Annotated in this window: 11 protein-coding genes and 1 pseudogene; 3 read left to right on the forward strand and 9 right to left on the reverse strand. The window is 73.5% G+C overall.

Features of this window, described 5'->3' with window-relative positions; all coding sequences use genetic code 11:
- Positions 1-4: 4 nt before the first annotated feature.
- A complete protein-coding gene (locus HCC30_RS04420; RefSeq protein WP_169440670.1) occupies positions 5-1,150 on the reverse strand; it encodes a TIGR03364 family FAD-dependent oxidoreductase in 1,146 nt (381 codons plus the stop codon).
- 189 nt (positions 1,151-1,339) lie between these two features.
- Entirely contained in the window at positions 1,340-2,101 is a 762-nt protein-coding gene (locus HCC30_RS04425) for a GntR family transcriptional regulator (protein WP_169440671.1), read from the reverse strand.
- A gap of 100 nt (positions 2,102-2,201) precedes the next feature.
- Between HCC30_RS04425 and HCC30_RS04430 the strand changes: the two genes are divergently transcribed.
- Entirely contained in the window at positions 2,202-3,305 is a 1,104-nt protein-coding gene (locus HCC30_RS04430; protein ID WP_169440672.1) for a Gfo/Idh/MocA family oxidoreductase, read from the forward strand.
- 328 nt (positions 3,306-3,633) lie between these two features.
- Here HCC30_RS04430 and HCC30_RS04435 read toward each other — a convergent pair whose 3' ends face one another.
- From HCC30_RS04435 to HCC30_RS04465, 7 genes and pseudogenes are all read right to left on the reverse strand, one after another.
- A complete protein-coding gene (locus tag HCC30_RS04435) occupies positions 3,634-4,491 on the reverse strand; it encodes a fumarylacetoacetate hydrolase family protein (RefSeq protein ID WP_169441385.1) in 858 nt (285 codons plus the stop codon).
- A gap of 99 nt (positions 4,492-4,590) precedes the next feature.
- Positions 4,591-5,355: a YidC/Oxa1 family membrane protein insertase gene (locus HCC30_RS04440; protein ID WP_169440673.1), complete on the reverse strand. Its 765-nt coding sequence runs from the start codon at positions 5,353-5,355 to the stop codon at positions 4,591-4,593.
- Positions 5,356-5,562: 207 nt separating this feature from the next.
- Positions 5,563-5,838: pseudogene (locus HCC30_RS04445) on the reverse strand (DUF6412 domain-containing protein); the annotation flags it as partial.
- 110 nt (positions 5,839-5,948) lie between these two features.
- On the reverse strand, positions 5,949-7,523 hold the full coding sequence (locus HCC30_RS04450) for a sodium:solute symporter family protein (protein ID WP_169441386.1): 1,575 nt from the start codon (positions 7,521-7,523) through the stop codon (positions 5,949-5,951).
- 38 nt (positions 7,524-7,561) lie between these two features.
- Positions 7,562-7,783, reverse strand: coding sequence for a DUF3311 domain-containing protein (locus tag HCC30_RS04455; RefSeq protein WP_169440674.1), 222 nt, complete (start codon positions 7,781-7,783; stop codon positions 7,562-7,564).
- 11 nt (positions 7,784-7,794) lie between these two features.
- On the reverse strand, positions 7,795-8,565 hold the full coding sequence (locus tag HCC30_RS04460) for a class E sortase (RefSeq protein WP_169440675.1): 771 nt from the start codon (positions 8,563-8,565) through the stop codon (positions 7,795-7,797).
- A 279-nt stretch (positions 8,566-8,844) separates the two neighbouring features.
- Positions 8,845-10,221 carry a DUF445 domain-containing protein gene (locus tag HCC30_RS04465; protein ID WP_169440676.1) on the reverse strand — a complete coding sequence of 459 codons (1,377 nt, stop codon included), beginning with the start codon at positions 10,219-10,221 and terminating at the stop codon, positions 8,845-8,847.
- Positions 10,222-10,459: 238 nt separating this feature from the next.
- On the opposite strand from HCC30_RS04465, the gene HCC30_RS04470 reads away from it, so the two are divergent.
- Both HCC30_RS04470 and HCC30_RS04475 read left to right on the forward strand, forming a co-directional pair.
- Positions 10,460-11,773, forward strand: coding sequence for an SGNH/GDSL hydrolase family protein (locus tag HCC30_RS04470; RefSeq protein WP_240979327.1), 1,314 nt, complete (start codon positions 10,460-10,462; stop codon positions 11,771-11,773).
- A 506-nt stretch (positions 11,774-12,279) separates the two neighbouring features.
- A complete protein-coding gene (locus HCC30_RS04475) occupies positions 12,280-12,654 on the forward strand; it encodes a WXG100 family type VII secretion target (RefSeq protein WP_169440677.1) in 375 nt (124 codons plus the stop codon).
- The last annotated feature ends 11 nt before the right edge of the window (positions 12,655-12,665 follow it).

Genomic DNA, 12,665 nt, shown 5'->3' on the forward strand with positions numbered 1-12,665 from the left:
TCGCTCACCATCCGAGGGAGTTCGCGGTGTCCTCGGCGATCGCCGGGGAGCAGGTCATGCCGCGTCCGCCGGGCCCCGTGACGAGCCAGGCGTTCGCGTCCTCGCGCAGCCGCTGCCGGTGCACGACGCTGACGCCGTCGGTGCACTGCGCGTACACCCCGGCCCAGCGGCGCCGCACGGGCGGCAGTGCGCGGCCGAGGATGCGCTCGACGACGCCGGTGAGGTGCGCGTACGCCTCCTCCTGGACGTCGAAGCCGAAGGGCGTCTCGTACTCGTGGGTGTCGCCGATCGTCAGCGAGCCGTCCTTGCGCTGCACCATCAGCAGCTGCATCTTGTGCCGGTCGGCGACCGGGGTCTGGGACTGCGCGGCGGCCATGGCGTCCAGCGCCTCGCCGCCGTACGCCGGGTAGTAGCGGAAGCTGTCGGCGTCGGCGACGGCGGTGGTCAGCTCCTCGTCCAGCGGCGCGGTCTGCATCATCTGCAACCGGACGCGGCGTACGGGCAGTTCGCCGCCGGTCAGCTCGCGGACCATGCCGCCCGTCCAGGCGCCGGTGCACAGGACCAGCGCGTCGCCCTCGTGGATCTCGCCGTGGTCGTCGCGCACGGCGGCACGGCGGCCCGGCAGCACCTCGCGGACCTCGCGGCCGCCGAGGAAGGTGTACCGGCCCCGGGCCCGCTCCCGCAGCGCGTCCTGGAGCGCGCGCTGCGCGGGACGGGGCTCGACGGCGGCGTCCTTCTCGCAGTACAGCGCCCCGCGCACGGCCTCGCCGCGCAGCGCCGGGTTGACCGCGCGCGCCTCCTCGGGGGTGAGCAGCCGGTAGCCGCGCTCGGCGGCGTCGGGGCGCTCGGCCGCGGCGCGGGCGACGGCCAGTTCGGCCTCGTTGGTGACGACGGTGAGCGAACCGGCGGGGCGGAAGCCCAGGCCGGGCACGCGGGCGCCGATGCCCTCCCACAACTCCCGTGCCCGCAGCGCGACTTCCAGCTCCGGACCGTCGGCGCGGCCGCCGACCCAGACCAGTCCGAAGTTCCGCACGGACGCGCCGCGCGCCTGCTCCTCACGCTCGATGTGGACGACCTCGTGGCCGCGTTCGATTGCCTGCCAGGCGTGCATGGTGCCCAGCACGCCGGCTCCGACGACTATGACTCGCATGGCCTGAACGGTGGCCGTCCTGCGTGTACCGGGCGGGGCCCTTCGGTGACGCGCGGGTGAACCGGCCGCCAAGCCTGGCCCAGACCCGTTACCGTTCCGTGATCCCCAACGGGCCGCCACCGCACGGCAGTTCACCAGGAAAGGGGCGGAAACGGTCAGGGGGGGGTGGACGGGGCGTCGCGTCGGGCGTCAGCTGCCGAGGCGGGTGGTGAAGCTGAACCGGTCACCCCGGTAGAGGCTGCGCACGCGCTCCAGCGGGCGCCCCTCGGTGTCCCGCGACAGCCGGTGGATCAGCAGCATCGGCAGCGCGGGAGGCGTCCCCACCAGCAGCGCCTCGCGCGGCGTCGCCAGCACCGTCTCCAGCCGCTCGTCCGCGTCCCCGAACGCGGTGCCCTCCGGCGCCAGCCGCTCGCTGAGGAACGCGTAGAACGAGGAGTCCGGATCGAACTCCCGGTCCAGCCCCGGCACCCGCTCGACCAGGATGTACGTACTCTCCAGCCCCACCCGCTCGTCGTCGGCCAGCAGCACCCGCTCCATGTGCCACACGCTCGCGCCCGGCTCGGCGCCCAGCTCCCGGGCCAGCCCCTCGGGGCACGGGTGCCGCTCCAGCCCGATCAGCGTCCGGCCCGGCTCACGGCCCTGCCTGCGCACGCCCTCGGTGTAGCTCGCCAGCGACAGCGGCTGCTCCAGCTTCGGGCCCGCGACGACCGTGCCCCGGCCCGAGCGGCGCAGCCGCCCCTCCAGGTGCAGCTCGCGCAGCGCCTGCCGGAGCGTCTCCCTGGACACCCCGAAACGCACCGCCAGATCGCGCTCCGTCGGCAGCAGCCCGCCCTCGCCCAGCTCGTCGAGGAGCGGCACCAGCCGCGCCTTCACCGCGTAGTACTTCGGTACCCGGCCGTGCTCGGGTATGCCGTCGCGGACGGCGGCGCTGCTGTCGTACGGAATATCCACCCCCGCATCCTCCCAGCCCCCGCGCGCCCGCCGGCGCGCGTCCCCGGCGGGCGCGACCCCGGGCACGCGGCCCGCGCCGCCGCCGGTCACCATGAACGGTATGCACGCAGCCACGTCACCCTCCCCCGGTCCCTCGGCCGGTGCGGCCCCCCTCCGCGTCGGCCTCATCGGCTACGGCCTCGCCGGGTCCGTCTTCCACGCCCCGCTGATCGCCGCCACCGACGGGCTCGCCCTCGACACCGTCGTCACCTCGAACCCGGAGCGCCAGGCGCAGGCGCGGGCCGAGCACGGGGACGGCCTGCGGACGGTCGCGGGCCCCGACGAGCTGTTCGACGCCGCCGGCCGCCTCGACCTCGTCGTCATCGCCTCCCCCAACCGCACCCACGTCCCGCTGGCGCACCGCGCGCTGGAGGCCGGGCTGCCCGTCGTCGTCGACAAGCCGCTCGCCGCGACCGCGGCCGAGGCCGACGCGCTCGCCGACCTCGCCGACGCGCGCGGACTGCTGCTCTCCGCCTTCCAGAACCGGCGCTGGGACAACGACTTCCGCACCCTGCACGCGCTGCTCGGGCAGGGTGCGCTGGGCGAGGTCCGGCGCTTCGAGTCCCGGTTCGAGCGCTGGCGGCCGCGTCCCAAGGGCGGCTGGCGCGAGTCCGGCGACCCCGCCGAGCTCGGCGGACTCCTCTACGACCTCGGCAGCCACGTCGTCGACCAGGCGCTCGCCCTCTTCGGGCCCGCCGCCACCGTCTACGCCGAGGCCGACATCCGCCGCCCCGGCGCGGAGGCCGACGACGACACCTTCCTCGCCGTCACCCACACCTCGGGCGTCCGCTCCCACCTGTGGGTCAGCGCGACGGCCGCCGAACTCGGGCCGCGCTTCCGGGTGCTGGGCAGCGACGGCGCGTACGTGAAGTACGGGCTCGACCCACAGGAGGCGGCGCTGCGCGCGGGCGAGCGGCCGGTGCCCGGGGAGCCGTGGGGCGTGGAGCCGGAATCCGCCTGGGGCACGCTCGGCGCGCTGGACGCCGTCCGGCCCGTGCCGACGGAGGACGGCGACTACCCGGCGTACTACGCGGCCGTCGCCCGCGCCCTCCGCGAGGGCACGCCCCCACCGGTCACGGCCCGCGAGGCGGCGGCGACCCTCCGCGTCCTGGAAGCGGCCCGCCACTCGGCCGCGGAATCCCGCACGGTACGGGTCACGGGCTGACGCCCCGCCCCGGCGCGGGGTGCGCATCGCCGTCCACGGCGCGGGGTGCAACTGCCGTCACCGGGCCACCCCGTACGCCGTGGCTCGGGCTTTTGCGCAGTTCCCCGCGCCCCTTATCGCGGGCCCACCCCGCTTTGCCTGCGGCGCTTCTCGGGCTCACCCCGCTTGGGAGGTCTGCGCCAGAGGCGCAGGGCTGGCAAGCGCAGCGCGGGCCCGCCACGGCACGGGGTGCGCAACTGCCGTCGCCGGACCACCCCGTACGCCGTGGCCGATCGCGCAGTTCCCCGCGCCCCCCAAGGAGCGCCGTTCCCCGCGCCCCTTGCGGGCGCTACGCCGGCTTGAGGGATTGGCGCTGGCGGCCCAGGCCGTCGATCTCCAGCTCGACCATGTCACCGGCCCGGAGATACGGCTTGGGTTCCGGCTGGCCCATGGCGACGCCCGCCGGGGTGCCGGTGCTGATGACGTCGCCCGGGTACAGCGTCATGAAGTGGCTGAGATAGCGCACCACTTCGGCCACCGGGAAGATCTGCTCCGCCGTCGTGCCGTCCTGCCGGAGCGTGCCGTTCACCCACAGGCGTACGCCGAGCGCCTGCGGGTCCGGCACCTCGTCGGCCGTCACGAGCCAGGGCCCGAGCGGGGTGAACGTCTCGCAGTTCTTGCCCTTGTCCCACTGGCCGCCGCGCTCGATCTGGAACTCCCGCTCCGAGACGTCGTGCGCGACCGCGTACCCGGCCACGCAGGCGAGCGCCTGCGCGTCCGTCTCCAGGTAGCGCGCCGTACGGCCGACGACGACGGCGAGTTCGGCCTCCCAGTCCGTCTTCCGGCTGCCGCGCGGGATGAGCACGGTGTCGTCGGGGCCGACGACGGTGTCCGGAGCCTTCAGGAAGACGATCGGCTCCTCGGGGACCGCGGCACCGTTCTCCCGTGCGTGGTCGTGGTAGTTGAGGCCGATGCCCACGACCTTGCCGATACCGGCGACGGGCGGCCCGGTCCGCAGCCCGGTGGCGTCCAGCGTGGGCAGGGCACCGCTCGCGGCGGCCTCCCGTACGCGGGCGAGGGCGGCATCGTCGGCGAGCAGCGACGCGTCGATGTCGCCGATCACCCCGGACAGGTCCCGCAGGGCTCCGTTCTCGTCGACGAGCGCGGGGCGCTCGTTCCCGGCTGTTCCGACGCGCAGCAGCTTCACAGTCTCACTCCCGTGGTCGAGGACGCCGATGGGAACGGCCATCGGGGCGAAGTGTTCGATCCTCCAAGGGCTGGTTCAGATAGGCAAGACCCCGTTCACCTATTGGACCTGGGCCTTGGCCGAGGCCCGGCGGCCGGAGGACTCCGGCACGGGCGGCCGCCCGGCACCGAGGGCCGCGCGCTCCACCGCTGTCCACGCCGTCGTCGTCGCGAGGTAGAGCCCGGCGGCCAGCGGCACGACGGCGGCTGTGATGACGGTGCCGAAGGAGAGCAGCGGCAGCAGCCGCGTCATCGCCTCCCCGCCGGGCAGCTGCGCCGAGGCGTCCGGCCGCGCCTCCCGCGCCTCCCGTGCGAGGCGCCGGTTGCGCAGGTACGTCCAGACCGCGACGGCCGTGACGACCGCGAACAGGCCCAGGTACACCAGCCCTTGGGCGCCGAACGGGCCGCCCTCGGCCAGCGCGTCGGCCCAGCGGCCGCCGAGCGGGGCGCCGAGCAGCGTGTGCCGCAGCAGCCCGTCGTCGGTGGTGAAGACGTGGTACATGGCGAAGAAGAAGGGGAGTTGGAGCAGCGTCGGCAGGCAGCCGGCGACCGGTGAGGCACCCTCCTTCGCGTACAGCTCGTGGACCGCGCGGCGCATCCGCTCGGGGTCGTCGCGGTGCTTCTTCTGCAGCTCGGCCACGCGCGGGCCGACCTTGGCCCGTACCCGCTCACCGCGTACGGCGGCGCGCGCCAGCGGATGCAGCGCGAGGCGGACGCAGAGCGTGCACAGGATGATGGCGGCGGCCGTGGCGGCGTCGCCGAAGGCGGGCCGGAGCAGCCCGGAGAGGGCGGCGACAGCCGAGGACAGGGGATCGAGGAAAGACATGACCGGGCACTCCACGGGTCTCGTCGTGCGGATCGGATGAGAGATCGGCGTGACGACGAGCCGCGCAGGCGCGGCGGACAGCAGGGCTGGGTGGCTGGCTCAACCCGCCCGGTCAGGGCAGGAGTTCGGCCCGCCCGGTCAGCACGCGGGTGCGTACCGGGAGGCCGGGCGGAGCACGCTCCGGGCGCCGGGTGTCCGCGGCGGCTGCGCGGCCGTCGCGGGGCACCGGCCCGGTGCTCGGGGGCGGGGACGTCCGGCGGCGTCCGGGTCGCGCTGCGGCAGGAAGGCCGTACGCAGCGCGCGGTCCCGAAGCGCCGTACGTATGCGGCCCGTCGGTGGTGGCGGGGCCGCGGCGGCGCTCTGGAGGACGCCGCTGATCAGGAGCAGCGCCGCGGTGGTCGCGGCGGCGGCCAGTGCGGTGGTGAGCCCGGCCTCGGTGAGGAGGAAGGCGGTGAGCGTGAGCAGCAGGGCGGTGAGATACATCCGCCAGGCACGCACGATGCGGTACACGGTCACGCTTCCCCCCTTCGCTCTCCGACGGCCGTACGCGGTATCCCGGCCGACCCGTACACACTAACCCCGGGGTCCGACACTCAACCCCGTTGAGAGGGACGCCGGTTCGGCCCCGACGGTTGAACGTCCGCGTCACGCGCCGGGTTCCCGGAAACCGTCCGGGCCGCCTCGTACTCCTCGTCGTCGTACGCCGTGTCCGAGGCGAGGACCTCGGTGTCCGGGCGCGGGTCGGCGGGCGGACGGGGGCCGAGGAAGGTGACCAGCAGGGTGACCGCCAGGTTGGCGGCGAGGGCGACGAGTCCGGCGTTCAGGCCCCACACCGGGTCGTTCCCGGTGAAGACCAGGGCGCAGACCAGCGCGACGCCGACGACGAGCCCGGACACCGCGGCCGTGGCCGTCAGCCGTCGCCACACCAGGCCCAGCAGCAGCATCGGCAGCAGCTGCGCCATGCCCTCGTAGCTGATCAGCGACAGCCGCACCAGGGTGTTCGGCACGGTGTAGGTGAGGACCAGCGCGAGCGTGCCGGAGACCACCACGACGACCTGCGACCACAGCTTCTGCCGGCCGGCCAGCCGGGGCACCGCACCGAGCACGCTACGTCCCCACATCGTGCCGATGACCAGCATGAACACCGCCATCGGCACGATCGAGGAGAGCGCTGCCGCCGCGCCCGTGAGGCCGACGGCCCAGCCGGGCAGCGCGTCCACGACGAGCTTGAACAGCGCCAGGTTCGAGTCGGCGCCCTGGAGTCCCGGCACGACGAACAGCGCGGCGAGCCCGAGCAGCATCGGCACGAAGAGCAGCACGTTGTAGAAGGGGAGCAGGACCGCGTTGCGGCGCAGCGCGTCGGCGCTGCGGGCGCCGAGGTAGCCCGCGACGGTGGTCGGGAAGATCACCACGGTCAGGGAGTTGAGGAACGTCGTCGAGATGAACCAGCTCTCGCCGAGCCCGCCCGAGGCGTGCCCGGGGAAGGTGAGCCACTCGTTCCGCTCCGCCACCAGCCGCCGGAAGAGCTCCGCGTAGCCCGTACCGCCGTCGCCCGCGCCGGAGTTCGCGAAGTAGTGCATCGGCACGTAGAACGCTAGGAAACCCAGGGTGAGGATGACCAGGACGTCCTTCAGCGCGGACACCCAGGCGCTGCCCCGCAGTCCGCTGAGCACGACGAAGCCCGTGGTGATCGCGAAGGCGAGGAAATAGGCCCAGTTGAGGCTGATCGTGCCGTAGGAGATGGTCGAGACGACCACGCCCATGCCGGTGATCTGGAGCTGGATGTACGGCAGCAGGAAGACGGTCGCCAGCACGGCGACCGCGCCGCCGAGCCAGGGCCGCGCGTACCGGTGGGCGATCATGTCGGTGATGCCGACGAGCCCGTGCCTGCGCCCGTACGCCCACAGCATCGGGCCGACGACGTAACCGATCGCGTAGCCGCAGGACATGTACGCCAGCACGTACAGCACCGGCGCCCCGAAGTCGTAGCCCCAGCCCGCGGCGCCGAGGTAGCTGAAGCTGGTGTACCCCTCGCCCGCCATCAGCACCCAGACGAAGACCGGGCCCAGGCTCCGCCCGCCCACGGACCATTCGGCGAGCCCGCCGCCGGCCCGCTTGCGGCGTACCCCGCGTACGGACAGCAGGCCGAGGGCGACGGTGAGGGCCATGAAGAGCGCGAAGACCCCGGTGGCGGCAGCGGCGTCGCTCACGACTCCCCGCCCCCGTCCGCGCGTTCCCGCTGCGCACGCCGGTCCGCGCGGTAGGTGCACCAGACCAGCGGCGGGGTGAGGAGCGTCGCGCCGAAGAGCCAGACGAAGAGGAAGGGGACCCCGAAGACGGTCGGCTCCACCCGGTTCACCAGCGGCACCGCCGCCAGGTACAGCACATACGGGGCGAGCAGCCACAGCAGTTGAGGACGTGTACGCACGTCGCGGCAGCCTATCGGGGCTCCGCCCGGCGCAGCTCACCCCATACGACGAGACGGTATGTCGAGGTGTACTCGGGCGTGCAGGTCGTCAGCGTCAGATAGTGGCCGGGGCCGGACATCCGCTGCCGCGGATGGACGCTGCTGTACGGGACGGGTTCGAGCACGGTGCCGTCGCCCGGTGTGGTCTGCGCGATGGTGCGGGCGACGGCGTACACGTAGCGGGCGTCCGCCGTCTCGACGCGGATCTCGTCGCCGGTCCGGAGCCGGTTGAGGTAACGGAAGGGCTCGCCGTGCGTGTTGCGGTGCCCGGCGACGGCGAAGTTGCCCGGGGCGCCCGGCTCTCCGGTCTGCGGATAGTGCCCGACGTACCCCTTGTCCAGCACCCCCGCCTTGCTCACGCCCTCGGCGACCGGCGCGCTCACCCCGAGCCCGGGGATGCGCAGCACGGCGTACGCGGGGCCGTCGTCCTCGCCCGGCGCCGGCGCCTCCGCCCCGGTTCCGGACCGCTGCTCGTCGGGGGTGGCTTCCGGCCGCGGGGCCGCCGTGGCCTCGTCGGACGGGGCGCCCCGTCCGGTGCCCCAGGCGCGTTCCAGGCTCTCGACCTGCTCCCGGGAGTCGGCGCGTGCCTGCTGGTTGGTCCACCACAGCTGGTGGGCGACGAGCAGCAGCACGACGACGCCCAGCGTCACCGCGCCCTCCGCCGCACCCCACAACAGCCGCGCCGCCCACTCACCCCGGCCGGCCCGCCGCCCCTGCACCACGATCCGCCCACGCGTCCGCATCGCGCGCACGATAGGGGCTCCGGCCCACACCCGGAAGGGGCGTGCGCCCGTCAGGGGCGCGGGGAGGTGCGCCCGTCAGGGGCGCGGGGAGGTGCGCCCGTCAGGGGCGCGGGGAGGTGCGCCCGTCAGGGGCGCGGGGAACTGCGCGACCAGCCGGGACGGCGGGGTGGCCCGGTGACGGCGATGCGCACCCCGCGCCGGGGCGGGCGCTGCGCTTGCCAGCCCTGCGCCTACGGCGCAGTTCTCCCAAGCGAGGCGAGCCCGCGGGCCCAACTCCCCCTACCCGCCCAGCAGATGCGCCACCGTATGGATCGCCAGCCCCGCCAGCGCCCCCACGACCGTCCCGTTGATCCGGATGAACTGCAGATCCCGCCCGATGTGCGCCTCGATCTTCTTGGAGGTGTGCTCCGCGTCCCAGCTCGCGACCGTCTCGGTGATCAGCGAGGTGATCTCGTCCCGGTAGGTGGTGACGACGTACACCGCCGCGTCCTCGACCCAGGTGTCCACCTTGCCCTGGAGCCGGTCGTCCCCGGCCAGCCGCTGCCCGAGCGAGAGCAGCGCGGACCGTGCCCGTACCCGCAGTTCGCTCCCCTCGTCCTCGGCCGCCGCGACGATCATCGAGCGGACCGCGCCCCACGCCGAGGCGATCAGCTGCTGCACCTCGGGACGGCCCAGCACCTCACTCTTGAGCCGCTCGACCTTGGCCCGCGTCTCCGGGTCGGTCTGGAGGTCGGCGGCGAAGTCGGTGAGGAAGCGGTCGACGGCGCCGCGTGCCGGATGGTCCGGCATGTCGCGCATCTCCGTGACGAAGCGCAGCAGTTCGCGGTAGACGCGCTCGCCGACCTTGCGGTCCACGAAGCGCGGCGTCCAGCCGGGGGCGCCGCCCGCGACGGCGTCCATCACCGAATCGCCGTGCTCCTCCAGCCAGTCGGCCGCGCGGACGCACACCAGGTCGACCACGCGCCGGTGCCCGTGGTCGGCGACGACCCGCTCCAGCATCGAACCGAGCCCGGGGGCGATCTCCTGCGCGTCGGCCCGCCGGGTGACGGCCTCGCCGACGACGGCCTGCACGTCGGTGTCCCGCAGCACCGCGAGGGCGCCGCGCAGCGCCGTGGACAGTTCGGCGGTGACGCGCTCGGCGTGCGCGGGCTCGGCGAGCCAGCCGCCGAGCCTGCTGCCGATGCCGACGGCGCGCAGCCGGGTGCGTACGACGTCGGAGGAGAGGAAGTTCTCGCCGACGAAGTCGCCCAGGCTCTGGCCGAGTTGGTCCTTCTTGGTCGGGATGATCGCGGTGTGCGGGATGGGCAGGCCCATCGGCCTGCGGAAGAGCGCCGTCACGGCGAACCAGTCGGCGAGCGCGCCGACCATGCCGGCCTCGGCGGCGGCCGCGACGTAGCCCGTCCAGGCTCCGGCGCCGCTGTTCCCCGCCCAGGTGGCGAGGCCGAAAATCACCGCCATCAGCAGCAGCGCGCCGGTCGCGATGCCCTTCATCCGCCGTACGCCGCGCTGCCGTTCGCGATCGGCCGCGGTGAGTGCGCCGGGGCCGGTGGGTCCGGGTGCGCCCGGTCCGCTGCCGGGACCGCGTCCGCCGTCTGTGATTGCGCTCACCCGGGCCGCCCGTCCACCCGCGATCTCACCCGCATTTGTCCGTTCCATCCCGCTCCACCGATCGCCCTGTTCCCCCTACAGTGTCCCAAGCCGCCCGAGCCATGGAACGCAGGACGGTTCGCGGGCGTCTTGGAGTCCGGGTGCCCCCTGACCACGGGCGCCCGACGCGTTTGCCGCGGCACCTCAGGCACCGCCCCCGGAAACGCGCCGCCCGCCGATCGTGGGATCATGCAACCGCGACCACCCGGAGCCTCGGGCTCCGCCTGCCCGAGGAGATTCACCGAGCATGACCAGGAACATGGGTTATGCCCTGCTCGCCGGTTTCGCGGCGATCGTCGTACTCGTCTCCACCGCCGTCTTCATCGGCGTGGGCAGCGAGGACGGCAGCCTGGACGGCTCCTCGCAGAGCTCGGACAACACCGCGTCGCCCGCCTCCTCGGGCCGCTGGGTCGGCACCTGGTCCGCCTCCCCCGCCGCCGCCGAGCCGAAGACGCAGGACGGCTTCGCGGACATGTCGATACGTAACGTCATCCACACCTCCGTCGGCGGCACCGGCGCCCGCGTCCGGCTCTCGAACCTCTACGGCACCCGCCCGCTGACCATCTCGCACGCGACGCTCGCCCTCGCCGCCGCACCCAGCAACCCCACGGCCGCGACGGGCACCATGCGCCGCCTCACCTTCGGCAACGACCCCTCGGTGACGATCCCGGTCGGCGGCATGATCACCAGCGACGCGGTACGCCTGAACGTCCCGCACGCCGCCGACATGCTCGTCACCACCTACTCCCCCAACCCCTCCGGCCCCGTGACGTACCACCCGTACGCGCGCCAGACCAGCTATCTCGCCGAGGGCAACAAGGTCGACGAGGCGGCGGGCACCGCCTTCACCCAGCAGAGCCCGTACTGGCGCTACCTCACGGGCGTCGACGTGTGGAGCGCGGAGACCGAGGGCGCCGTGGCCGTGCTCGGCGACTCGATCACCGACGGCATCACCTCGTCCCCCGGCGCCAACCGCCGCTGGACGGACTTCCTCGCCGAGCGGCTGCGCACCGAGCGGAACGCGCCCCGCTACAGCGTCCTGAACAGCGGCATCAGCGGCAACCGCGTCCTGGTCGACGGCAGCCGCTTCTCCCCGAACAACGGCCCGAGCGGCCTGACCCGCATGGAGCGCGACGTCCTCTCCCGCACGGGCGTGAAGTCCGTGATCATCGAGATGGGCCTCAACGACATCATCAAGCCGCCGCGGCAGTACGACGCCGAGAAGATCGTCGAGGGGCTGCGGCAGCTCGTCGAGCAGGGGCACGCGCGCGGGCTCCACGTCGTCGGCGGCACGCTGACCCCCTTCGGCGGCCACCGCGGGTACCAGCCGCGCATGGAGGCCGTCCGGCAGCAGGTCAACGAGGAGATCCGGGCCGGCAAGGTCTTCGACGCCGTCATCGACTTCGACGCGGCCCTCCGCGACCCCGCCCGCCCCAACAGCCTCCGCCCCGCCTACGACTCGGGCGACCACCTGCACCCCAGCGACAACGGCTACCGCGCCATGGCCGAGGCCGTAGACCTCAAACTCCTCAAGGCCGACGCAGCCCGCACCAAGCTCTGAGCCAAAGAGCTGAACGCCGCGGCGGAGAGCCGCGGTTGGTCCTACCGGCGCAATGTGCCCTGCTCGACCGACGAGTTCGGCGGCGCCGGTCCGCTGCCGGCGACGAAGGGCGTCGCGGGCGGCCATCTCTTCACCTGGCGGCCCGGACCGCGTAGACCGATCCGGCGAACCCCGGGCTTCGCCGAACTCTTCCCGCCGCCAGGCGACTTGGACATGGTCGCGCTCCCCGGCCGAGGCGGAGTTGCGTCGCCACGTTCCCGCGCCGCGCTCCCGCCAGGCCTCACGCCACCCGAAGAGCCCTCGCGTCACGGGAGTTGACGTCCCGCCCCCATCGGAAAGCACCGGCACCCCTTAGCACACCTTCCTGTGAAAATCTTGAGCAGAGTGCATAACGGTCCAATTCAGCGGCCGGGTGCACCCGCTCACCCCGGTGATCATGGAAAGGCCTGCTGGCCCGCAGGCCTCGGGGGGAGACCGCCCTCGAGCAGGTGCGAAGGGGGGCGCTGATGACCGGTAATTACCAGGTCGAACCGAGCGAGCTGCGCTCGGCAGCCAAGAAGATCAAGGACGCGGCCGGTGACAGCGACAAGGTGAAGCTCGGCGAAGCCAAGGACTCGGTCGGCGACTTCGGCCACGACGCCGCGTCCACGTCGTTCAGCCGGTTGATGTCGACGTGGGAGAAGGCCGTCTCCGAGCCGCTGAAGGGCGATGCGGAGGCCTCCGCAGAGAAGCTGGAGGACACCGCCACCTCGTACGAACAGGCGGAAACGGACTCCAGCCACTACTTCCAGCCGCCCGGCGGCCAATACCCAGGTTTCGCGCAGCCCGGTTTCAACCAGCCCGGCGTCGGCCCGTACTCGCCGATGCCGAGAGTGCTCTGAGGGGGCTGAAC

The sequence above is a fragment of the Streptomyces sp. HNM0574 genome, assembly GCF_012726235.1.
Lineage (GTDB): Bacteria > Actinomycetota > Actinomycetes > Streptomycetales > Streptomycetaceae > Streptomyces.

Excerpts from the sequence above, each read along its gene's own strand:
- HCC30_RS04420 (WP_169440670.1), bottom strand. The coding sequence starts at position 1,150 with ATGCGAGTCATAGTCGTCGGAGCCGGCGTGCTGGGCACCATGCACGCC.
- HCC30_RS04430 (WP_169440672.1), top strand. The coding sequence starts at position 2,202 with ATGCACGCAGCCACGTCACCCTCCCCCGGTCCCTCGGCCGGTGCGGCC.
- HCC30_RS04440 (WP_169440673.1), bottom strand. The coding sequence starts at position 5,355 with ATGTCTTTCCTCGATCCCCTGTCCTCGGCTGTCGCCGCCCTCTCCGGG.
- HCC30_RS04450 (WP_169441386.1), bottom strand. The coding sequence starts at position 7,523 with ATGGCCCTCACCGTCGCCCTCGGCCTGCTGTCCGTACGCGGGGTACGC.
- HCC30_RS04460 (WP_169440675.1), bottom strand. The coding sequence starts at position 8,565 with ATGCGGACGCGTGGGCGGATCGTGGTGCAGGGGCGGCGGGCCGGCCGG.
- HCC30_RS04465 (WP_169440676.1), bottom strand. The coding sequence starts at position 10,221 with ATGGAACGGACAAATGCGGGTGAGATCGCGGGTGGACGGGCGGCCCGG.
- HCC30_RS04470 (WP_240979327.1), top strand. The coding sequence starts at position 10,460 with ATGACCAGGAACATGGGTTATGCCCTGCTCGCCGGTTTCGCGGCGATC.
- HCC30_RS04475 (WP_169440677.1), top strand. The coding sequence starts at position 12,280 with ATGACCGGTAATTACCAGGTCGAACCGAGCGAGCTGCGCTCGGCAGCC.